Source organism: Methanolobus chelungpuianus, assembly GCF_024500045.1.
Classification (GTDB): domain Archaea; phylum Halobacteriota; class Methanosarcinia; order Methanosarcinales; family Methanosarcinaceae; genus Methanolobus; species Methanolobus chelungpuianus.
Map to the genome: position 1 here is coordinate 239,932 of NZ_JTEO01000006.1, position 22,627 is coordinate 262,558.

Here is a 22,627-nt window from a genome sequence, read left to right on the forward strand (position 1 = left end):
ATCTTCACTCACCTTCCATTTGTTCTGTTTCACTGCAACCCTTATCGATTATTTCAAGTACCTCATCATCGGAAACATCATACCAGTTCATGTAGACCTGGGCGACGGCCATGAAACGAGCAGGGATTTCCAGCACCACGAGCTCATCGACCATCCGGGACACCTCTTCAGCAACCTCCCTGCCGGCAACCGGCACTGCAACCACGATCTTCTCGGCATTCCTTTTCCTGCACAGCATTATTGATGCCCGCATAGTGGAACCCATGGCAAGCCCGTCATCGACCAGTATGACCGTCCTGCCCCCGATCTCCGGCAGCGGTCTGCCACCTCTGAGCACCTGTACCCTCCTGCGTATCTCCCCGGACTGCTCGTCAACTATCCTTTCTATATCCTCCGACGGCACCCACATTGCAGCATCCTCAAAAATGAAGACACTGTCATCTTCGGCTATGGCCCCGAACCCGGCCTCCGGATTATCGGGAAAAGGCAGCTTCCTTGTAACCAGCAACGAAAACTGAGCACGAAGGTGCTCTGCCACTATGCAACCCACCTCCACGCCGCCCCTGGGTATGGCAAGCACCAGCACATTCTGGCCCCTGTACTTTTCCAGCCGGCTGGCAAGTTTCAAACCCGCATCCTTCCTGTCCCTGAATGTCATCTGCACCTCAGCCTGTCAACAGTCTCCTTACAGCCACCCCGGAATTGTTGACAAGGAGACCCATTTTTCCAAAATGTTCCATGGGATCTGATACCATAGCGCAGACACCGGTTTCTTTCCTGATGTCAGTATCGACGGCCAGGGACTCCGACCCAATGTTCTCGACCGATCTGCGGACCTGTGCTATCTCGTCCCTGCTCCCCGCGGTCACGACAATGTTCGCACCTTCTCTTGCAAGTGCAAGGCATGTGGCCTTTCCAATGCCCCGGCCCCCGCCCGTAACAATGGCTACGCTGTCCTTGAGCCTCAAAATAACTCCCCTGAAAGTCCCGGATCACTCCACTGTAACGGAACCTATCATTCCGGGATGTATCGTGCACGAGTAATTGAAGAGACCTGGTTCCTCAAAAGTATAGTTGAAAGTTCCGTCCGGTGATATCTCACCTGAATCAAAATCGCCGTTATCCGCAACTACATTATGAGCCGTCTTATCATTATTCGTCCAGGTAACAGTATCCCCGGCAGAAACCCTGATGTCCTGAGGCAGGAAACGATAGTTCTGCATCGTGACATCTGTCGTTTCAATCTCTTCCGGGGGCTGGGCTTCCCCTGGCGACTGGTAATCCGTACATCCTGAGATAAAGGCTGCTGCTGCCAGCAGTGCAAGCACAAAAAGTATTCGTTTCATAATCCTCCCCGACTAAAATAGGGTGAGCATAATTAATAGTGTTAGCGGAACTAAAATATTAGGGGGTTTGCATTATCCCTATTAGAATATTAAAGGAACAATATATACACCGCAAATAAAAAAACATAAGACAGAGGCATTGGTGACAAACAACAATCTCATAAGCAGGCCAATAAGCGAGCTTATCCCACAGATGTGGAGGATATCCTGAGCAATATTAATGGGCCGAACCTGTCAGCAACCAGCAGGAGGGCATACACGATTGTTTTAAAGTGCTTGCTAAACAAGGTTGTCCCTGCACAGCCCCATTATAAAAAGATATTGACCTACATTGTGCCGATCTGCTTCATCAGGCCCACCAGATCGTAGAATAGTTTCTCTTCCACTATCTTCCCATTCTTCCAGTGAGCCACAGTACAGAACTCCACCTTGAACTTCTTGTTCGTGGGCGGAATTAGACTGCCATCAGCTCCTTTCATTGGCCCCTTCATAGTTCCCGTGAACTCAGCTACGGAGCATGTATAGTCGCCAGATCCGAAAAGGATCTTATAAGGATTGTTGACTATATGGTTATCCGGGAATACTTTGAAAAACTCTACAGCTTCGGCATGATGCGCGTGGCCGCCCCTTGTGGGCTCCGGCTGACCAGGCCAAAATACAGCTACATCATCCGCGTGGCGTTCGTTGAATGTTTCCCAGTCCTGGGAATTCCATGCATCATCCAAAGTTTTCATTAATTCCAAATTTTCTTCTACGCTCATTTATAATTACCCCACTTTCAGTCTGAATCTTGTACCACCTATATGGTTCCAAGAAATACTTTTGTAGCTCCTGTTATATTAAAACTCTCTGTGAACAGCATCAAACGGCTACTTCATACTCAAAGATATGAATATTACACTACTGGAGAGAATATCAACTGACCCTTTAGTAAAACACCTTTATGAGAAGGCCTGTAACTGTAAAAAAGGCAGGAAGCAGGCAGCAATTTTAATTTTCCTTCCCCGACAACAATCCCTACCCTTATAATGTATCATCCTGTTACAATGACCTGCCCCGTGGTCTGATAAGGATGCACTGCACACATATAATAATAAGTGCCCGCTTCTGTGAATGTGTAGCTGTAGGAATCTCCCTGTCGCAGGGCTTCGGACCTGAACCCGCCGCCATCTATAGTATGGACTGCTGAATCCATGTTTGTCCACCTTACAGTGTCACCCACCGCAATGGTGACAGAAGCCGGATCAAAGTCAAAGTTCCTGATATTGACTTCAGTTACCGGGTAAGGAGTGCCTGTTATATAAGCAGTATAGATATAGTCATTAGCTGCCTCTATGGAATGACAGTCCCGGCACGACTCAATCCTTCCCTCGATTATTACCTCCCCTTCCGGAGTGTAGGCAGCCCAGAACCAGTCATTGTGCTTAGGGTCATAATCTTCTACCTTGTAACGCACACCTATTTCTCTGAGCTCGCCTTCCGAATCATAGCTTTCCCTTACCACCATGCTCCCGTAAGGCAGGGCACCTGCCCTGTTCTCTATGGCAGGCAGGGCATTGTCCGAGACATAGGTGGTGAGCAGGGGACCGTGAACACTGACACTTGCATACCTCTCCTCCCTCAAAGGCCACAGGTCCCAGTTTCGGTAGCTGTTCTCTTCAGCAATGTAACTGTATACTTGACTTCCATTTGGTTCAGGAAGTCCTGTCTGCACGGGTTCGGGCTCAGCAGGAGGCACTTCCGGAATTTCTGTGCCTGCATCGTCCTCATCCTGTGCACCGGTACATCCGGTTGCCAGAAACACACCTATAAGAATAAGAAAGATTATCATTTCAATCTTCATCAACAAACCCCGATTATATGATTGGCTGCTCAATTGAAATACTTTTATGTCCGAGAAAGGGTGCATTTATGCTGCACGCGGATAGAGCACTATTTGAGCACTGCCACAGCAAAACAGAGTAATGCCTGAAGATCAGGTAAAAGGTATAAAAGGAATTTAGGAGAATAGATCAGGTTTCAAGTATATCTAGCGGCCTTTTCAGGAAGGCTTTGATCATTCCCTGCTCATCCACATCACCTGAAAGCTTGACCAGTTCCCAGCCGTCAATGCCAAGTTCGTTCAGGTCTTCTTTCATAAGGTCCCACTCTCCAAAACGAACTGATTTTATTTCATATTCCCATGATGTCATCTTTAATTACCTCTACTTGTCTACGAAAAGATTATTTTCGTTATATAATACCCTATACCCACGACATATAAATAACTTTTCAAAAAACTAATTTGAGGGATAAACAACTTAACTTGATTATTCAGAGTATAATACATTTCCCGGCCCAACTCTGCTAGGATAGCAAGGTTATTTCCTGTTAGATAAAAGGCCGAGTTAAAGCAATACAAAAGGACGTATACGTAATGGTGATGCACGCCTACAATATAGAGAATCTGACTACAGGCGATATTTATGAGAATATATGAAAGACCTGCAAAAGGGGATGAGAAGTATCAGATGATCTCCCTTATCCCTGTTACTTTAGCTCCCTTTGCACTGGATGCAAGCACCTCGAAATCCTTGAACTCAGGCACTCCCGTGCCGCCTGCGTCTTCAGGCACCAGAACATTGGACCATGGACTGTTTACCATATAGGCTGTTCCTGTGTGTGGTTTCTCATAGCCGGAATTCCGGGCTTTCACTACCACCTTGCCAGAGCCGTTCTTCAGCACGAGTGTATCACCTTCCTTTATAGCAAGTTTCGAGATGTCCTTCGGGTCGAGCCTGATGACAGCGGAGAGCTTCTCATAGTCTTCCCCGAAAAGTGATGCCACTTTTGCGGAATCCTGGAAGATATCCCTGTAAGTAACTATCTTCAGTTTTACCTCAGGAGCTGCAAGGAACTGTCCGAATCCCATTATAATGCCTCCGATATACGTGTCATTACCTCTTCGTCCGAAAGCCGGTCAGTTTCAACGATCTGCTTCAGGCCGATCTCCACGCCGTCCATGCGAACGGCAGTACCACCTGATTCTACGCCGACCAGGGCGCAGGGAATTGTAACTTTCGCCTTCACTGAGGTCAGGGTCTGGCAGGGGTCGATGGCTATCAGTGGTATTTCTTCAAGATACCTTACCACCGAACGGGGCAGGCTTGTAAGCGGGTCAGCGCCTATAACAAGCGCCGCATCCACGGTCTTCTGTCTCAGTGCTTCCACAACCGAATACTCGGGCCCGTGCAGTATCTCGGCCCCGCTGAACTTTACCCGGTTGATGTACCCTGTTTCCTCGAACAGGTTCTGGTTGAAGCCTCTCATGTTGTAGTGGCCAGCCATGGGTATAAGATGGAAGTTCGAGACCGAGTTAAGTTTATCCATAAGCCTGTAGAGAGGTTCGCGGTCGTCAAGTGCATAGACCATTCCAAGACCTGCGAAGATGACTCCGAACTTTGCCTTCTTCAGTATGTTTGCAAGTTCCAGCAGCCTTTTCTTATCAAAGTCATAGGATGTCTTGGGGATCTTCCCGGAAAGAGCGCTCACCAAGGCATCCATGAATTCCACATCCCCTTTAACGGGTATCTGGTAGAGCCCGTTCTCACCGCAAATCTCGGCAGTGTCGGACTTCCTCACGTCGATGCATATTGCTGTGCGGTCCTCTTCCCACCCTCTCTGGCGCTCTTTGCCCCTGGGGAAGTAGGAGTAACGCGACATGTGCCTGGGATGCGAGTTAGCAGGATCCGCACCCCAGTAAACTATCACGTCGGCCTTATGCCTCACATCGTCAAGGGTGCAGGTCTTCAGTTTGCCTTCCAGGATTGCCTCCACCATGGGACCTTGGCAGAATGATGAAGTGTCATCAATATAGCCGTTTATCTTCCTGGCAATCCCGATTGCTTTCTTCTGGGCAGCCGAGCTTGAATTGGCGTGCCCGAAAATGAGCGGCCTTTCAGCACTTCTCAGGATATCTGCCGCTTCCCTGATAGCAGAATCCATATCCGCCCTCTTTCCATTCACCATGCACCCCAGGGGATTGCTGCATCCCTTCATGAATGCGAATCCTTTCCTGCACGCAGTATGGACCTTGGCTACCTTTCCATCCTCAAGTCCCACATCGATATCATCGCACAGGAGCGCGCAGCCCGTACAGACGTAATGATCATTGTCCAAATTGATCCCCCTTTGCGAAGTTCCCTTCACTGTATTATTATCATCCCATCATACAAATTCTATTGCCTTTGTCGGGCAGGTATCGATACATGCAACGCAGAGAATCTTATTCTCCCCGAAGCGGCGGCACTCCTGGACATTGGCGGCCTTCACGACGCCGTCCTCAACTTTCAGGATCACCCTGTCGCATGTGGGAGCCTTGCCACTGCCTGCACCCATGGGATCGGCCGCAACATTGACAGGACATGCGACCACACAGTTACCGCATCCTATACACTTGTCAGCATGTACGATAAGCCCGGTTTCGGTGACATCTCCCACAGGAGTCACCATGCCGGAAAGCTTCTCATAGCTGGCCTTGTACTTCCCTTCCCTGACTAGAGGAAGGCAGTCCTCCACTTTGAGCTTGCGGGAAAGCAGGTCGACTGCAAAAGCCATGCAAGTGCTTTTTCCGCACTCCTTACAATTGGTTTTTGGTAGTAACTGATATATTTCCATTACACTTGCCATGTTTCTCTCCTGAGCGGGTATTCCGGACCACTGATGGACGCTCAGTTATATCTCAGTGACTGAAGAACAGTGAACAGTGGCAGCTGCCATTCTCTTTTATCTCATCATGGTGGTAGACACAGGGGCATATGATCTTGCGGTCCTGCTCCACATCACCGCTGACTATACGGCAGGGGCAGTATTGTTTTCCGAGTTCTGCCCTGTTCTTTGCAAGACCTTCCACCACAAGCTGAACCATCTCATCGTCAGGATTTAATTTGTAACCTTTCCTTCTTGCATATGCGGTTGCCCATGCGTGTGTTTTCTCCATAATAGGTTTAAGATGTGTCATAAAAATCTCCGTTATCAGCTTTAATGATGAGAAATATTGTCGCTTATACCATTAATCTATTTTCCTCCCCTACGGAAAATAAATGAAAGGGGCAGGCATGCCCGGTCATTCCATTGCCTGTTAAAGCAGCTTTGTCTGATCGGTCTGTCTTGGAACCTTTACAACCAGAAAACGGAACGTTCCGGTACCTTCGTTCATAAGCCTGTGGGGTATCCTGGCAGGGCTCTCTATGATCATATCTTTTGATACCTTCTCCTGCTCTTCCCCGATCTCGACGATCCCCTCACCTTCAAGCACGTAGAAGAAAACGTCCACCGGAGTCACATGTTTCTTAAGTTTCTCCCCGGGCTTGAGCTCGATGTGCATTACCTGTGCATGCTCGGTATCATATAGTTTCTTTACGGAAACCCCGTGAGGGTTTTCCCTGTCAGGTTCATTCCCGAAACTTGTGATTCTCATTTTTGCCTCCTGTTATATCAAAGAAAGAAAATAAAAGTTCATAGAAGGACCTTGAGGTCCTCCTGAACTGTTGTGTGCGGCCTGATGTTGAACTTCTCGACCAGCACATTGAGTATGTTGGGCGAGATAAACGCCGGCAGGGTGGGACCGAGAGTTATGTTCCGCACTCCAAGGCTCAGCAACGCCAGCAGCACAAGCACGGCCTTCTGCTCGTACCATGCGATGTTATATGCTATTGGAAGGTCGTTGATGTCCTCAAGTCCGAATGCTTCCGCAAGTTTCTGCGCAATGACCACCAGCGAATAGGAATCGTTACACTGGCCTGCATCCAGGACCCTTGGGATACCTCCGATGTCTCCCAGATCAAGCTTGTTGTAGCGATACTTGGCACAGCCCGCAGTGAGGATAACGGTGTCCTGCGGCAGGGCCTTTGCGAAATCCGTGTAATAGCTCCTTTCCTTGTGCCTGCCGTCGCATCCGGCCATGACCACGAACTTGCTGATCTTTCCGCTCTTGACAGCATCCACTATCTTATCGGCAACTGAGAGAGCTGATGCGTGTGCAAACCCTCCTACGATGGAGCCTTCCTCGAGCTGCTCGGGCGGCTTTGATTTCTTCGCCTGCTCGATTATGGCATAGAAATCCTTTGTGCCGTCTTCCTTTTCCTCGATGTGGGTCACACCCTCACATCCTACAATGCCTGTGGAGTATATCCTGTCAGTGTATGTTGCTTTCGGAGGTACCAGGCAGTTAGTGGTCATCAGTATGGGACCGTTGAACTTCTCGAACTCCTCTTTTTGCTTCCACCACGCGCCTCCGTAATTGCCTACGAAGTTATCATAGTTCTTGAATGCGGGATAACAGTTTGCAGGAAGCATTTCCCCGTGGGTGTACACGTCCACGCCTGTACCCTTGGTCTGCTCAAGGAGCTGCTCGAGATCACGCAGGTCATGTCCGCTTATGAGTATGCCCGGCCTGTCGCGAACTCCTATGTTCACTTTTGTGGGCTCGGGGTTGCCGTAGGTGGAAGTGTTTGCCTTGTCCAGCAGGGCAAGCGTTGTGACCCCCATCGAGCCGCATTCCATTACAAGGCCCACAAGCTCATCGGCTCCGACCTTGTCGTCTGTTGTTGCCACAAGGGATCTTTCCATAAACTTGAATATTTCATCGTCCTTGAACCCGAGCACATAAGCATGGTGGGCGTAGGCAGCTATGCCCTTGAGGCCGAAGATCAGCAGCGACCTGAGTGAACGGATATCCTCATTACCGGGAGCGTTAAAACTTGTGTCTATACCCTTGATGCTTTCAGGAGTGACCTTTGCAACTTCCGGAAGCTCTCCAAGGGAAATGTTTTTGCTTACCAGCTTTTGTTTAATGCTGTCCCGTATATCAAAACCTTCCCCGAGGAGTTTCTCAGCATTTTCCTTACTGAAGTTAGTGTTTGTAAGCGTGGCGAAGAGCCCGTCAAGCATGAACCTGTCCGTTCTTTCCTCGTTGACCCCATGCTCCCTTGCTTTCATATTGTAGAAAGCGATGCTCTTCAGCAGATATATCAGGTCGTCCTGCAATTCGGCGACCTCGCTCTTCTTTCCGCAGACACCCACTTTTATACAGGCCTGCCCACTTGCTGTTTCTTCACACTGGTAACAGTACATTTGTTTCACCACTTATATCCTGATATCTTTTTGATACTAAGATATTGGAGGTATTTGCATATAAGTGAGGTAGTTTCCGGTTGGATACCTGAAAGAACTCTTGGGTGTGAAGGGGTAAAAAAGGAAATGGTAAACTGCTCACCAATTTTCTCTACACCGGAAGTGATACTTACTTAAGAAGCAAAACTATATCTTTCCTAAAGTCGTCATTTCTGCAAAAAGATTACAAGAATGGCATCCTATCGGCAAAATTAATTTACAATTAACGCTCATCGTACCTATAGTTTGCGGTTGAAGCCAATTTAATTTACTCTTTTAATTTGCTTTTATATAATGTCTTCCTATATTTCATGACATTCGAGTAGATTAAGGGACCTACGATGTAAGTATCACCCTAGCTCTGCTCCAAAAATTGATTTCCTCCTCAAGAGCCCCTTTTATAATACTAGGAAAATGAAATCCAATTGAAGATTGTTAAAGATTTTGAATGATGGTCTACAAGGCCAATTTCCTTGAGCAGATGCGGAGACTTGCCAGACTCCTTTGCAGAAACTGAACATGTCAGCACTTATCAGAACCAGACCAAAGTAATATGTGAAACCAGAACTCTATGCAGCCGTGAGATAGAATACGACTGCAGTACCCCATCGGGTGGAAGGAACAGGATTGTAATAAGAGCCGAGCGGTTGACTTCACTGCGGAGTGTTACTCAAAGGGGTAGAACAATCTAAGAGAAAAGCAGATCGAAAAGACTGTATATCTGCAAATGTGAGTTTCCTGATACAGCTAGCGCTGTATCAACAAACTTTAAGTATCTATTCGACAAAACACTAATCATACCCTTTGTGTTTTTTCTGCAAACCTGGACTTTAAGCCTTCGTGTCCATCTTGATCCCATCGTCTTTGCCATTATTGACAAAACCTTTATGTACTAATAAAATCTCCTTATCATTAATCCTGATATATGTCTGTGCAGGATTCAGTGGGAATCTAATCTTTAATATGTGGGCGGGTATGTGAATGAATTATAATAGCGGGAGCTTTATAGAAATTATTCATATTTAGGCGATTAGCCAAAACACCGTTTAAAGAGGTGTTTTTTTTAAGCATCATTGATGAAAAGACCTGATTGGGCTGATTAATCTCGATTTGATAAGAGGTCTACAGAGTTAGAGGCAGGTTCACAGTGTGAATCCAAAAACGAGATTTATATCAGAGGTGGGTGATAGTATGAAAAATAAGAATGAAATATTTAGACGCTTATATGAGCGGGGAAGACGAAAAAAAATCAATGATATAGCCGGATCTACTGGATTGTTGCTTATTATCGGAATACTGTTCTCAGTACTTATTTTAAGTGGCAGTGCAGCCGATACAAACAATTCTACATCTTCTGACAATGTTAGTACAGCTGCAGACAATAGCTCTATTATTAAAGCAGCAGAAGACAATAGCTCTATTATTAAAGCAGCAGAAGACAATAGCTCTATTATTACAGCAGCAGCAGACAATAGCTCCATTTTAAATGAAGATGCAGTTCAAGTTAATTTTAAGAAGGAAAAATACAACAAACTATTGAAAAAAATGAAAGATGAACCTGCTCTGAGGAAAAAGGCAGCAGCTCATTTCAAGGCGATGCGTAATGAAGTACTTGCCGCAGGCGGAACACTTGCTCAGTCCCAGCTTGATCCGGGAGGGATACCGCACTATTTCGGACCATATCCTAACTACGCAAACAGTCCTCTTCCAACGGGTTCTGTCACCAGCATAACTCTTGTGAGCGGCGGAAGTGATTACACTTCTCCTACTGTCACAGTCCATGATATTTATGTTGATGTTTACGGTGCCAATACAGGAGCTATTGCAACGGCAAACGTTTCTGATGGGGTTATTACTGAAATAATTCTTGACGACGGAGGCAGCGGATACACAATGGGCAGCACTCCTACCGTAACTATCATAGATGATACGGGATCGGGTGCCAGTGCTACAGCAATGATTGGTGGTCCTACGAAGGGCGGTATAAGGAAGTTCGTCGATTCGCTTCCGCTCCTTGGTCCCACCGAGGCAAATGATCTAGGACAATATATACCGATTGCCGTTCCTGAAACTGTTACATATTCCAATGAGCCAGCTGATTATTATGAAATAGCAGTGGTGGAATATACTGAGCAGATGCATCCGGACTTGCCTGCGACCACGCACAGAGGCTATGTGCAGTTATCGACAGCTAAAGTGTCCGGTTTGCATATTGCTCTTAAAAACCCTGACGGATCTCCAATTTTAATGCCAGATGGCAGTCAAGCTTATGCCGTAGATAACCCCCATTTCCTAGGACCTGCGATAATCGCCGAGAAGGACAGGCCTGTGAGAATCAAGTTCTATAATTTGCTTCCCACGGGCAGCGGAGGAGATCTGTTCCTACCGGTAGACACGACAGTGATGGGAGCCGGTCATTATGATATCAACTTTGATCCAGCAACAAAACAACCCCTGGGGACAAACCTCCATGGCATGTTCACTGAGAACCGTGCCACGATCCACCTTCACGGCGGCTTCGTACCATGGATAAGCGATGGTACGCCTCATCAATGGGTCACACCTGCCGGGGAAGCAACTTCTTATCCCGAGGGTGTAAGTGTTTACAATGTTCCGGATATGCCAGATCCAGGTGATGGATCCATGACATTCTATTATAACAACGAGCAAAGTGCCAGGTTGATGTTCTACCATGACCATTCATTTGGGATCACTCGTCTGAATGTCTATGCAGGTGAAGCTGCCCCCTATCTGTTGTCAGACCAGGTGGAGAAAGATATGATTGAGGGTACTGACGTTACCGGCATTAACCCCGGAAATGTTAAAGTCCTTCCAGACACAGGGATTCCTCTGGTCATCCAGGACAGGACCTTTGTAGATTCAACAACCATTGCAGCGCAGGATCCGACATGGAAATGGGGAACAACGCCACCTGTACCAAATACTGGAGACCTCTGGTATCCTCACGTCTACATGCCGAACCAGAACCCAGAAGACCCGAGCGGAATGAATGCTTTCGGCCGCTGGCATTACGGTCCCTGGTTCTGGCCACCGACAACGGATATCACCTATCCGCCAATACCAAACCCCTACTACGACCCAGTAAATGCACCTTGGGAGCCAACCATGATACCTGCGACACCTAACCCGTCTGAAGCTGCCGAAGCTTTCATGGATACACCTATCGTCAATGGCGCAGTATATCCTTATCTTGAGGTGGAGCCCACAGCGTACCGGTTCCGCATTCTGAACGCAGCCGATGACCGGTTCTTTAATCTGCAACTGTATGTAGCAGATCCTGATGTTGAAACTGCAGATGGCAGAACCAATACCGAAGTCAGGATGGTCCCAGCGGTTAAGACAGCTGGTTTCCCAGGAGGTTGGCCGATCGATGGAAGAGAAGGCGGTGTGCCTGACCCGTCAACAGCAGGTCCTTCATTTATCCAGATAGGGACCGAAGGAGGCTTCCTGCCGGAGCCGGTAGTGCTTCCTAACCAGCCTGTGGACTGGAACATGGACCAGACAAACTTCGATATGGGAGTTGTGAATAAGGGCACGCTCATTCTGGGAACAGCGGAAAGGGCTGATGTGATTGTTGACTTCTCGGAATATGCCGGTAAGACACTGATCCTATACAACGATGCTCCTGCACCTTTCCCGGCGATAGATCCGCGGTATGACTACTATACAGGTGACCCTGATCACACTGACATGGGTGGGGCACCCACGACACAGCCCGGATATGGTCCAAACACCCGTACCATCATGCAGATCCGGGTAAAAGACACCGCACCGTCTACCTACAATGTGGACGCATTGAAAGCAGTCTTTGCCAAGATGAACACGAAGAGGGGTGTATTTGAAGTTTCGCAGGACCAGATAATCGTGCCACAGGCAAATTACAACTCGGCCTACAACATGAATTTCCCTGCAGACCCTTTCATGAGGATTCATACTCAGTCCATGTCCTACTTTGACTTCATCTCGGGAAGCCCGCTCACCGGTCTTAAGCTTACTAACGGAGGCAGTGGTTATACATCTCCTCCCACAGTCACGATCTCGGCACCAACCGGCGCTGGCGGTACAACTGCTACAGCAGAAGCTAAACTGGCTACCAGATCTGTTGCAAGTGTTACAGTAAATAGTGGAGGAAATGGTTACACTTCCGCACCCACTGTCGGCTTCATAGGTGGCGGTGGGACAGGCGCGACAGCAACGGCAGCATTGGCTCCCACAGGAGTTGCCACCATCACAGTAACGAACGGAGGGAGAGGCTATACCACGGCACCTACCGTTAACATCATTGGTGGCGGCGGGACTGGTGCTAAAGCTACGGCTACAGTACAGGGCAATCAGGTTAGAAGCGTTACCGTCACCGATGCAGGTAGTGGCTACACTTTCGCTCCCACGGTCACTTTCACAGGTGGAGGGGGTACGGGTGCTACCGCTACAGCAGCATTAACTCCTTCTGTTGTTGCCAGTGTCACAGTTACCAGGTCAGGTAGCGGTTATACATCCGCGCCCACTGTCAACTTTATAGGTGGTGGTGGAACGGGCGCTGCTGCAACGGCCGTATTAAGCCCGGCAGCGGTAGCGAGCCTTAACCTGATAAATGGAGGCAGTGGCTATACATCTGCACCCACAGTTACTTTAACAGGTGACGGGACTAGGGCAGCCGCGGTTGCCATCGGGATTCCAATACCCTTTGAGCCCAAAGCCATTCAGGACGAAATGGGAGAAGCTTTCGACAATGAATATGGACGTATGAGCGCCATGCTGGGTCTTGAGCTACCAAATGCTGCTGCCGGAGCACAGGATTTCATCCTCATACCTTTCCTGTCTGCACCTGTTGATATAATAGGGGCCCCGGTCGGAACACTGGGAGATGGGATCCAGGTATGGAGAATAACCCATAATGGTGTGGATACACACACTGTACATGTTCACTTGTTTAATGCGCAGATCATTAACCGTGTTGCATGGGACAATGCTGTAAGACCACCTGATCTTAACGAGATGGGCTGGAAGGAAACTTTCAGAGTGAATCCACTGCAGGACACCTTCATTGCATTCAAACCTGTAGCTCCCACACAGCCATTCAAGATCCCCAACAGTATTCGTCCGCTTGATCCGACGATGCCTCTGGGTGATCCATTGATTGCTCCAACAGGAGGATGGAAAGACACGGCCGGAAATCCAGTTACTGTCAGCAACCACTTGGTCAACTTTGGATGGGAGTATCTCTACCACTGCCACCTGCTGGCACATGAAGAGTTTGATATGATGCACTCGGTTATTTTGGGAGTTACACCCGATGCACCTGTGAATCTTGTAGCGGTAAGGAGCGGTAACGGCAATAATCAGAGAGTGACATTGACGTGGAATGATAACTCCTCTGATGAAGTGTCCTTTAAAGTTCAGAGAGCTACCGTAGCTACTGGTCCGTGGACCACTATCTCAACCGTACCTTCCTCAACAGGACCGGGGACAGGTAGTATAAAAACCAGCACAGATACAACCATGGCAAGAGGGACTACGTACTACTATAGGATACTGGCAACCAACGTGGTCGGAGACACTACTGTGTATCCGGCACCTGCCATAGGATTCCCGACAATATCTTATGACTCAACGCCATCCAACACTGCAACAGCTACTACAGCCTAATGTAAAAGGCTTCTCAGGGAGGATATATTTCTTCCCTGAATTTTATTTTTATACACAGCGACTTAAGCAATTGTGCATAAATTTGCCCGCTGTTAGTTAGGTTTTGCCTATTCCTCAAAATTGTCACATCTGGGTATGTCATATTCATAGCGTCCAATAAATCTCCCTTTTCATATCCATAATTTTGCTTCAGTATTCTACAGTGTATACTAAATTCAGAAGATTTTATTTTATATAATAATACGAAATCTCGGCTCTGTAGAAAACCTGTTTCCTGCTGAAAATTACTTATTGCTTTAAAAATTATAAAAACCCAAAATGGTAGTTGCGTCAAAACACAAAGGAAATGGTTAGTGTTTGTGTAACACGTACTTAAATTTTGTTGATACATCGCTAGAGGTATCAGGAAATTCGCATTTGCAGATATACAATTGCAAGTATTCCAAGAGGACTTATACGCAGCATCAACTATTAACCTTGGTTTTGTTGAAGAGTATCTCAACACAGACTACAGAAATATCGTTGAACTTGTTGAATTGATGGACAAGAGTGGAGTTTGATGAAAAACTGTATCATAACAGAAACATGATAGAAACGATGTCCTCAGTCCTTAAACGAAAATATGGGAAAGAGATCAATCCAGGAAATATTGGAATCAAGTAAAAGAGATTAAAATTAATAGTAGACAACCTTGGCAGGTCTGCCAAGGTTGTTTATTCAATTCAAACGAGGATTTCTACAGAGCCTACATGGGCTCTATTTTATCCTATGCTGGAAAAGATGTCAAGTGAAGTTATGAGATAGGATCATTATCTAATTAATCACTATCAGGTCAAATGTCCCATCGAGACAGGAGATTACAAAATCGTGAAAATACTGTACATTCTCCGACATCTCGTCACATATAGAACGGGAAACATAAATGCTGATATGAGGAGTTCGGTTTTGATCTTTCTTCAGTTCAAGATAGAGGCTCTGGAAGATCTCAATCAGTGTCTTCAGATTAACACGCCTGATTATCCTTATGTGACCCACACCATCGGAATCTATCATAACTCGATAGTTCTTATTGGTCTTGATAATCCGGTCACCTTCTTTCATTGTTCCTCCACAGGGATATATTTCCCCTCGCACATTATAATTGGATAATCACAATTGTGAATCAATTGCTTTTCAAAATAGATATATTTGCCGACATCACTTGATAATCACTGTTCCATTAAAAATAGAGGGTCATGAAACCCAGCGTGCTCAGTAATGCTGAGATTCAAACCCCTTTCCATGGATGTTGAAAGGCCAGCACGTTGTTATTTTAATCTTTTCAGTCCCCGCATACTTCTGGTTCAGGCCGGATAGACAACAATATGGTTTTCAGTTGTTTTTATCTTCTCTTCGTTTTCACGGTTCCTAAGAAGTGTATCAGACCAGCTCTCTGCCCAGACCTTAAGATCATCAGACTCCAGAGGTGCAGGAACATACTTTTGGTCATTGTTCAGGATACTCCTTGCCAGCTCCCTGTATAGTTCCGCCTGCTCGGAGTCCGGCGCGTGTTCTATCACCGTCTGGCCCCTGAGTTCACTTCTTGTAACATCCAGCGAACGTGGAACATACCCTGCAACCGTTGTCTGAGTATGCTTTGCAAAATCATTGATTATATCTTTCTGGATAGGCTGATTCATCGAATTTGCAATTATTCCGCTGAAAAGCGCACCGCCGCTGTTTGCATATTTCCGGATACCTTTAAACAGGTTGTTTGCAGCATATATTGCCATAAAATCCGATGATGCAACGGTATATACCTGCTCGGCAACCCCTTCACGAATAGGTATAGAGAAGCCTCCGCAGACAACGTCGCCTAATACATCATAGATCACTATATCGGGCTTGAATTCCTCAAATACATTCTTTTGCTTCAGGAGTTCGATAGCAGTGATGATTCCCCTGCCGGCGCATCCGACCCCCGGCTCCGGTCCACCTGCCTCAATACACTTTATACCATTGAAACCATCATGTACAATATCTTCGATTTCAATTCTCTTTCTGCTTCTCAGAGCATCAAGGACTGAAGGTATAGATTTTCCTCCTCTCAGGTTGTTTGTGGAATCACTCTTTGGATCACACCCGATTTGCATTACTTTAAGGCCCAGGTCTGAAAAGGCCGCTGAGAGATTTGATGAAGTTGTCGATTTCCCTATGCCTCCTTTTCCATAGATGGCTATATTCCTTGCTTTTGGCATTAAATCACCGGCTATAAATTACGCTAAGTAGATTTATATGCTCATAAATCAGCAAGAATTGACATGGAATATCTGTTTTCCCCTTTTTTGCGGCAAAAATGGGTCTCTCAGATACCAATGCCTCTTTTGGATTTATTCTGATTTTCAAATATGTTCTTATTTTCATGTTTCTTCTGATTTTTCAGAAAAGTATAAGTCTCCAGAAAACGTACTTGATCATGAGAGATCAGAATGACTAAAAAGAAGAACGTCAATGAAGTCTGTAATCATGAGGGATTGGCGTGCGATTGCAATCAGGGTTCTGAATGCAGGGTAGAGGCAATCCTCAGTGTTGATGAAAGGGGACAGATGGTGCTACCAAAAGACGTGCGGGATAAAGCGGGCATCAATAGCGGGAATAAGCTTGCTTTGATCAGCTGGGGAAAGGAAGGTAGTATCTGTTGTCTTGCTCTCATCAAAGCCGAGAACCTTAGCGGAATGATAAAAGAGGTACTTGATCCATTGATGCACATGAATGATAAAAAGGAGTGAAATCACATGGATAATGACAAGACAAACGGTTCGTCATGCCCATGTGCACCGAGGAGATCTGATACAATCTCATTCATTAAGCTGGCTCACAGTAAGCCGGTATCTGAGCTTCTTACCATTACAGGCAAGCTCACACTTAATGACCGGCTCGGTCACTTTCTTGCCCTCTGGGGAGTGAACCGGATGGGACATATTGTAAAACCCGGCCTTTACAAGATGGGTGAGCCAACTATAGATTCTCCTGTGTTTGTTTCGGCAAATTACACACTGAGTTTTGATGCGGTCCGCCGCGCTCTTGCTGGCACAGATTGCTACATTCTTGTTCTGGATACAAAGGGAGTGAATGTATGGTGTGCTGCAGGCAAGGGCACATTCGGGACAGAGGAACTAGTGCATCGCATCGCATGGTCAGGGCTTTCCGGCATTGTCAGCCACCGCGCTCTCATATTGCCGCAGCTAAGTGCTCCTGGGATCTCGGCGCATGAAGTACAGCGCCGTTCCGGTTTCAGGGTGGAATATGGCCCGGTCCGTGCCAGTGATCTTCCCGAATACATTAAAACACGCGAGGCAACGCCCGAAATGCGCAGGGTCCAGTTCTCATTCAGAGACAGGCTGGTCCTCACTCCGGTAGAATTACTCCATGTGGCACTACCGACGCTTGTTGCTGCCATTATTCTTTACCTCCTTGCAGGCCCTCTGGCAGCCCTTGCTGCGATCACCGCAGTGCTTGCTGGAACTGTGTTCTTTCCGGCCTTGCTTCCTTTCATCCCCACACATGATTTCAGCACAAAAGGGCTTATTCTGGGAGTTATCGTTGCAATTCCCTTTTCAATTCCCTTTGCGACAAATCCTGAAATGCCGTTCTGGGCGAATATGCTTACAGCTCTTGTCCCACTTATGATAATGCCGGTTGTGACGGCATACCTGGCCCTTAACTTCACAGGTTGTACAACATTCACTTCAAGGACCGGCGTCAAGAAAGAGATTTATAGATATGTGCCTGTCATGGCGCTCATGGCAGGGTTTGGGATTCTGCTCTTAGTCATTCTTGGAATAGTCCGGTTTATGAAGGTGATCTGATGTTTGATTCTTATCTTGAGAACACTCTCCTGTATAATCCTGAAAAATGTATCAACTGCCTGAGGTGTACGCATGTCTGTCCCCACGGAGTCTTTGCTGAAGGAAAAGATCATGCTGAACTAATGCAGCCAGCTGCATGCATGGAGTGCGGTGCATGTGCCCTGAACTGTCCTGTCCGGGCAATAGAAGTGCAGAGCGGTGTCGGCTGTGCATGGGCAATGATCCGTGCAGCACTCAGAGGCAAGGGTATGGATAATGGAGAATGCGGTTGCGGAGGAGAAGAGAGATCCTGCTGTGGTGAGAGCACAAAGGAATCATCCTCATATAGAGAAGAAATGTCCATCCCAGAGGATTAAAGGGATTGCAAAATCATTGTGTACATTGACTCTCCTGTCATCAGGATTCTGAGGCTGCTATACTTTCCTGCTCATCTTTTTTCTCTTCCTTTGTTTGCGATTGCCGCAAAAATTAGGATTACTTGAATAAAGATCCTATATTTGCTGATTTCCTGGTTTATATATCCATAGATCTCAATTGGACATATTAATGCCATGGGCAGAACTTACGGGAGACTGATCCATCGAGATAAAGAGTTCTCTTGTGGAGTAATACTAATGTCAGGAACAGAACTTACTGAAAATCAACTGATCGACAACAAGATCGATCTATCCAAAGCCACATGTCCCAACAGGGAACAAAGGGCAAACGGCATTAACGTCTGGTATGGAAAAGCAAGTGACCTTGCAAAACAGGCGCGCTCCGGCTGCCTTAAGCAGGGAGAGCGGAACTTTCAGCAATCAAGCGGTTGTGTTCTTAACTTTTATCTCTCGGTAAGGGTTGGAACGATCCGTGATGCTGCCGTAATATACCATGCGCCTGTGGGATGCTCATCATCAGCACTCGGGTACCGAGAACTATACCGTCATATTCCTGTTGAGATGGGCCGTCCGGCTAACTACGATCTTCACTGGATGACAACAAATCTTGGTGAGAAAGATGTAGTCTACGGCGCAGGCGACAAGCTTGGTGCAGCAATAAAGGAAGCACAGAGGCGTTATAATCCTAAAGCTATCTTCATACTGACATCCTGTGCATCAGGGATCATAGGCGAGGATATCGAAGGAGTGGTTGCACAGGTGCAGCCCGAAGTATCTGCAAAAATAGTCCCGATACACTGTGAGGGATCAAGATCAAAGCTTGTGCAGACAGGTTATGATGCATTCTGGCACGGAGTACTGAAGTATCTCATCAGGAAACCGGAAAAGAAGCAGAAGGACCTCGTAAATGTGGCAAGTATGCTCTCCTACACCTGGCAGGACAGGCTTGAGATAAAGCGCCTTCTTGGAAAGCTGGGTCTGAGAGTAAATTTCGTCCCTGAGTTTGCATCGGTGGAAGACTTAGAGATGCTCTCTGAAGCCGCCGTCACAGCACCGCTGTGTCCGACTTATACTGATTATCTGTCACGAGGTCTTGAGCAGGAATTTGGCGTTCCATATTTCCTATACCCCTCGCCCATGGGAGTTGCACATACCGATGAATGGCTCAGGCAGATAGGTAAGTACACGGGCAAGGAAAAGGAAGCAGAGGAGCTGATCAAAGAAGAGCACGCAAAATGGCTCCCGAAACTGAAAGCGATCAGAGAACAGTTTGCGAACATAAAAGGTAACGGTGAAAAGATAGAAGTCCTCGGTGCACTCGGCCAGGGAAGGCTTCTTGCACAGGTGCCTTACTTCGATGAACTGGGACTGAAGTCATCTGCTGCGATGTGTCAGGACTTTGACAACCTCATACTGGAAGACATGGAGAGATTGATCGCTGAAATGGGAGATTTCGACATACTGGTCAATACATTCCAGGCTGCAGAGCAGACGCATATCACTAACCGGCTTAACCCCGATATTGCAATGACCTGTCCCTTCCAGGGGGGTGCGTTCAAGCGTGACAAAGGTGTCACAAGAGTGCATGCCTTAAGGTCCGATCCTCACCCCTGGAGCGCGCAAAGTGGCTACACAGGAGCGATAGCATTTGGAAGTTTCCTCCTGCAGTCGCTGAAAAGCCATTCCTATCAGAGGACCATGCTGGAAAAGACAAAGAGCACATACAAGGACTGGTGGTACCAGCAGCCGAATTCACTGTACTACTTACAGTCAGAGGAAGAACAGGTATAAATCATGGAATCAAGAGTATATTCAGAAACAGATTCTTCGCAGACAGGCGAGTTCATATCGGATGCAATCGAGGCACCGCGTTACTCCTGTGCCCTTGGAGGAGCATATTCAACATCAATAGGTATATTCGGGACAGTACCGATACTTCATTCCGGAGCAGGATGTGGGATTGGTCAGCTCTTTGGGCAGTTCTACGGAGGAGGACAGAATGCAGGAGGGCCTCATGGAGGGACAAGTACTCCATGTTCCTCTTTAGTTGAAGAGCATGTTATCTTTGGTGGTGAGAAAAAACTTAGTAATCTCATCAAGTCGACATCTGAGTTGGTCAACGGCGAGCTGCTTGCGGTCATTTCAGGCTGCATACCGTCACTGATAGGTGATGATGTGGAGTCTGTCGTCAGGCAATTCAGGGAGAAAGAGGAGAATATCCCTATAGTGCATGTGAATACTGCCGGATTTGCAGGAAATTCATATCAGGGATATGAGTACTTTTTCGATGCGGTGATAGATCAGCTCCTTGAAGAGACTCCTGTGGAAAAAGGCAGAGTGAACATATTCGGCATAGTACCTTTCCAGCATATATTCTGGAAGGGCGAGGCAAGAGAGATAAAAACCCTTCTTGAAAAGATTGGATTGAAACCAAATGTGATCATAGGAGAATTCGGTGCACTTGAGAATCTCAAAAATATCCCTTCAGCAGAATACAACATTGTCCTTTCGTCATGGGTTGGACATAAGACTGCAAACAAGCTGAAGGAGAAGTTCGGAACCCCATATATCTCCTTCCCAGGAGTACCTGTCGGACAAAAGCAGACAGCTGAGTTCCTCAGGATAGTCGGAAAAAAGCTGGGTGCTTCTTCGGACGTGATCGAAAATCTCATTGAAACCGAGGAAAGGCGGGCCTACAGGTTTACCGAGTATGTGGGAGACATTCTTCTCATAGCCAGGCCACATCCGTATTTTGCGGTTGTTGCCGACAGCAACTCTGCTGTGGGCATTACAAAATATCTGACAAATGAGATGGGATACCTTCCAGATATTGTGCAGATAACGGATAATCCACCTGAGGAAGCACGTGAGCTAATAAACAATGAACTGACAGGGAATCTCGAAACGCCTGCATGGCCGGATATTGTATATGAAGTGGATTCTCATAGAATTCGACAGAATCTGAAAGACAGAAGTTTCCTGTTCCTGCTTGCCAGCTCCCTTGAGACCTTTATAGCAGGGCCGGAATTTGGTGCCATACATCTATCAGTTGCATTCCCAACCCATGACCGTGTGATCCTCGAACGTAGCTATGCAGGATTTAGCGGAGGACTCAATCTGATGGAAGATGTCATGAGCAAGTATGCTGGGCCTTTGTGAGTGAGTACAGTCCCCATTCACTCCTTTTTTAAGATTTTTATTTATTTTTTGCCTCAGTACTAATGTACAAATACCAGAGTGGCCATACCGGACGGATACGAGAAACACATATTTATCCATGAAATGCAAAAGGACTTAGGTGCATCCTGGAACGCGCAGCCAAAGGTGGTTCAAAGTGAACGACGAGATATTTGAAGGAATCCACAGAGGTCTGACCGTCGAACATATTATGACCCCCCTAGATGAGTTTTGTTTTTATCCCCAAGATTCTGCTCTTCATAAAGATATAACTGTCTTTCCTATCAAAGATGATGACGGGAAGATAACCAGGTATTTTGACAGCAAGTCTTCCAAGGAGTGCTATATCCTGCCGAATAAGACCGTTTCAAAAGACCTGGACCTGATGTCCCTGATCAAAATGCTGGACAAGCGATCTTTCTTTTTCGTTGTTCATGCTGACATTGTGGGAATAGTCACTGTGGCAGACCTGAGAAAGGGAGCTGTGCGAATGTTCTTCTATTTGCTGCTTTACAGGCTGGAGAATCATATGAAGATGTTCTTCAAGGAGAGGATATCTGAAGAAGAGTTCATCAGGATTGCGAAACCCAAATGCAGGACGCAGAAAAAAGATTATGCACTGTCTGTTTTTGAAGAATGCTCTTTTTATGACTATCTTGCGGGCCTGAAGAATTATGATGTCTTCAAACAGAAGCATGGCATGTCTATCCGGGATGTTGAGGAGTTTGGAGGCCTTGACAGATTCAGGAACTGGATAATGCATCCTTCAAGGGAGGATGTCAAGGTGAAAATCGACTCAGAGATAGATTACAATCATTACCTTTTCAAGCAGCTTGAGAGGATCCAGAGGCTTGAGGAATTACTAAAACTGTGCGATTGAAAGTATACAAAGCCAGCTTATACTGAATATTAGTAAGAATGTTAATACTGCTAACATGTATCTATTATGACTGATCTGGGATCTGAGTATTAGAGCCAATGTTATGAATTCCTATAATTAGAAGTTATCCATAACTTTTGTTTACTTGTATGCATTATTCTCAGTCTTTATTCCGGCATG

At 46.7% G+C, this 22,627-nt stretch carries 22 protein-coding genes and 1 pseudogene; 8 read left to right on the forward strand and 15 right to left on the reverse strand.

The features are described from left to right. Positions 1 to 4: 4 nt before the first annotated feature. From PV02_RS11445 to PV02_RS11505, 13 genes are all read right to left on the reverse strand, one after another. On the reverse strand, positions 5 to 658 hold the full coding sequence (locus tag PV02_RS11445) for a phosphoribosyltransferase (protein ID WP_256623551.1): 654 nt from the start codon (positions 656 to 658) through the stop codon (positions 5 to 7). A 7-nt stretch (positions 659 to 665) separates the two neighbouring features. Continuing rightward, positions 666 to 968, reverse strand: coding sequence for an SDR family NAD(P)-dependent oxidoreductase (locus PV02_RS11450; protein ID WP_256623552.1), 303 nt, complete (start codon positions 966 to 968; stop codon positions 666 to 668). Between the two features lie 24 nt (positions 969 to 992). Next, positions 993 to 1,346, reverse strand: coding sequence for a cupredoxin domain-containing protein (locus PV02_RS11455; protein WP_256623553.1), 354 nt, complete (start codon positions 1,344 to 1,346; stop codon positions 993 to 995). A gap of 326 nt (positions 1,347 to 1,672) precedes the next feature. Next, the gene (locus PV02_RS11460; RefSeq protein WP_256623554.1) at positions 1,673 to 2,080 is read right to left on the reverse strand and encodes an ester cyclase; all 408 of its coding nucleotides are present in this window, start codon (positions 2,078 to 2,080) and stop codon (positions 1,673 to 1,675) included. A 299-nt stretch (positions 2,081 to 2,379) separates the two neighbouring features. Next, a complete protein-coding gene (locus PV02_RS11465; protein ID WP_256623555.1) occupies positions 2,380 to 3,189 on the reverse strand; it encodes a cytochrome P460 family protein in 810 nt (269 codons plus the stop codon). A gap of 169 nt (positions 3,190 to 3,358) precedes the next feature. Next, positions 3,359 to 3,538: a Sp36 family protein gene (gene sp36, locus PV02_RS11470; RefSeq protein ID WP_256623556.1), complete on the reverse strand. Its 180-nt coding sequence runs from the start codon at positions 3,536 to 3,538 to the stop codon at positions 3,359 to 3,361. A gap of 314 nt (positions 3,539 to 3,852) precedes the next feature. Beyond that, complete coding sequence (locus tag PV02_RS11475) at positions 3,853 to 4,257, reverse strand: molybdopterin dinucleotide binding domain-containing protein (RefSeq protein ID WP_256623557.1); 405 nt, start codon at positions 4,255 to 4,257, stop codon at positions 3,853 to 3,855. Next, on the reverse strand, positions 4,257 to 5,504 hold the full coding sequence (locus tag PV02_RS11480; RefSeq protein WP_256623558.1) for a formylmethanofuran dehydrogenase subunit B: 1,248 nt from the start codon (positions 5,502 to 5,504) through the stop codon (positions 4,257 to 4,259). Before PV02_RS11480 ends, PV02_RS11475 begins: the two co-directional genes overlap by 1 nt. 48 nt (positions 5,505 to 5,552) lie before the next feature. Beyond that, the gene (locus PV02_RS11485; protein WP_256623559.1) at positions 5,553 to 6,014 is read right to left on the reverse strand and encodes a (Fe-S)-binding protein; all 462 of its coding nucleotides are present in this window, start codon (positions 6,012 to 6,014) and stop codon (positions 5,553 to 5,555) included. Between the two features lie 52 nt (positions 6,015 to 6,066). Continuing rightward, on the reverse strand, positions 6,067 to 6,345 hold the full coding sequence (locus tag PV02_RS11490) for a ferredoxin-thioredoxin reductase catalytic domain-containing protein (RefSeq protein ID WP_256623560.1): 279 nt from the start codon (positions 6,343 to 6,345) through the stop codon (positions 6,067 to 6,069). 120 nt (positions 6,346 to 6,465) lie between these two features. Further along, on the reverse strand, positions 6,466 to 6,804 hold the full coding sequence (locus PV02_RS11495; protein WP_256623561.1) for a cupin domain-containing protein: 339 nt from the start codon (positions 6,802 to 6,804) through the stop codon (positions 6,466 to 6,468). Positions 6,805 to 6,842: 38 nt separating this feature from the next. After that, a complete protein-coding gene (gene hcp, locus PV02_RS11500; protein WP_256623562.1) occupies positions 6,843 to 8,459 on the reverse strand; it encodes a hydroxylamine reductase in 1,617 nt (538 codons plus the stop codon). Between the two features lie 1,181 nt (positions 8,460 to 9,640). Beyond that, complete coding sequence (locus tag PV02_RS11505) at positions 9,641 to 9,979, reverse strand: hypothetical protein (RefSeq protein WP_256623563.1); 339 nt, start codon at positions 9,977 to 9,979, stop codon at positions 9,641 to 9,643. Between the two features lie 64 nt (positions 9,980 to 10,043). Between PV02_RS11505 and PV02_RS11510 the strand changes: the two genes are divergently transcribed. After that, positions 10,044 to 14,165 carry a cupredoxin domain-containing protein gene (locus PV02_RS11510; protein ID WP_256623564.1) on the forward strand — a complete coding sequence of 1,374 codons (4,122 nt, stop codon included), beginning with the start codon at positions 10,044 to 10,046 and terminating at the stop codon, positions 14,163 to 14,165. 357 nt (positions 14,166 to 14,522) lie between these two features. Then, positions 14,523 to 14,713, forward strand: a pseudogene (locus PV02_RS11515) (IS5/IS1182 family transposase); the annotation flags it as partial. A 265-nt stretch (positions 14,714 to 14,978) separates the two neighbouring features. Here PV02_RS11515 and PV02_RS11520 read toward each other — a convergent pair. Together PV02_RS11520 and PV02_RS11525 are read right to left on the reverse strand one after the other, a co-directional pair. Beyond that, positions 14,979 to 15,266, reverse strand: coding sequence for a hypothetical protein (locus tag PV02_RS11520; RefSeq protein ID WP_256623565.1), 288 nt, complete (start codon positions 15,264 to 15,266; stop codon positions 14,979 to 14,981). A gap of 242 nt (positions 15,267 to 15,508) precedes the next feature. Continuing rightward, positions 15,509 to 16,402: a nucleotide-binding protein gene (locus PV02_RS11525; RefSeq protein ID WP_256623566.1), complete on the reverse strand. Its 894-nt coding sequence runs from the start codon at positions 16,400 to 16,402 to the stop codon at positions 15,509 to 15,511. Between the two features lie 231 nt (positions 16,403 to 16,633). Here PV02_RS11525 and hgcC point away from each other — a divergent pair, with 231 nt between their 5' ends. From hgcC to PV02_RS11555, 6 genes are all read left to right on the forward strand, one after another. After that, entirely contained in the window at positions 16,634 to 16,933 is a 300-nt protein-coding gene (gene hgcC, locus PV02_RS11530; protein ID WP_256623567.1) for an HgcAB-associated protein HgcC, read from the forward strand. A 6-nt stretch (positions 16,934 to 16,939) separates the two neighbouring features. Continuing rightward, the gene (hgcA, locus tag PV02_RS11535) at positions 16,940 to 18,013 is read left to right on the forward strand and encodes a mercury methylation corrinoid protein HgcA (RefSeq protein WP_256623568.1); all 1,074 of its coding nucleotides are present in this window, start codon (positions 16,940 to 16,942) and stop codon (positions 18,011 to 18,013) included. Then, positions 18,013 to 18,369 (forward strand): mercury methylation ferredoxin HgcB, encoded by a 357-nt coding sequence (hgcB, locus tag PV02_RS11540; protein ID WP_256623569.1) that lies wholly within the window; start codon positions 18,013 to 18,015, stop codon positions 18,367 to 18,369. Before hgcA ends, hgcB begins: the two co-directional genes overlap by 1 nt. A 258-nt stretch (positions 18,370 to 18,627) precedes the next feature. Then, positions 18,628 to 20,181 carry a nitrogenase component 1 gene (locus PV02_RS11545; protein ID WP_256623570.1) on the forward strand — a complete coding sequence of 518 codons (1,554 nt, stop codon included), beginning with the start codon at positions 18,628 to 18,630 and terminating at the stop codon, positions 20,179 to 20,181. 3 nt (positions 20,182 to 20,184) lie between these two features. Further along, the gene (locus PV02_RS11550; protein ID WP_256623571.1) at positions 20,185 to 21,549 is read left to right on the forward strand and encodes a nitrogenase component 1; all 1,365 of its coding nucleotides are present in this window, start codon (positions 20,185 to 20,187) and stop codon (positions 21,547 to 21,549) included. A 175-nt stretch (positions 21,550 to 21,724) separates the two neighbouring features. Next, positions 21,725 to 22,447, forward strand: coding sequence for a hypothetical protein (locus PV02_RS11555; protein WP_256623572.1), 723 nt, complete (start codon positions 21,725 to 21,727; stop codon positions 22,445 to 22,447). The last annotated feature ends 180 nt before the right edge of the window (positions 22,448 to 22,627 follow it).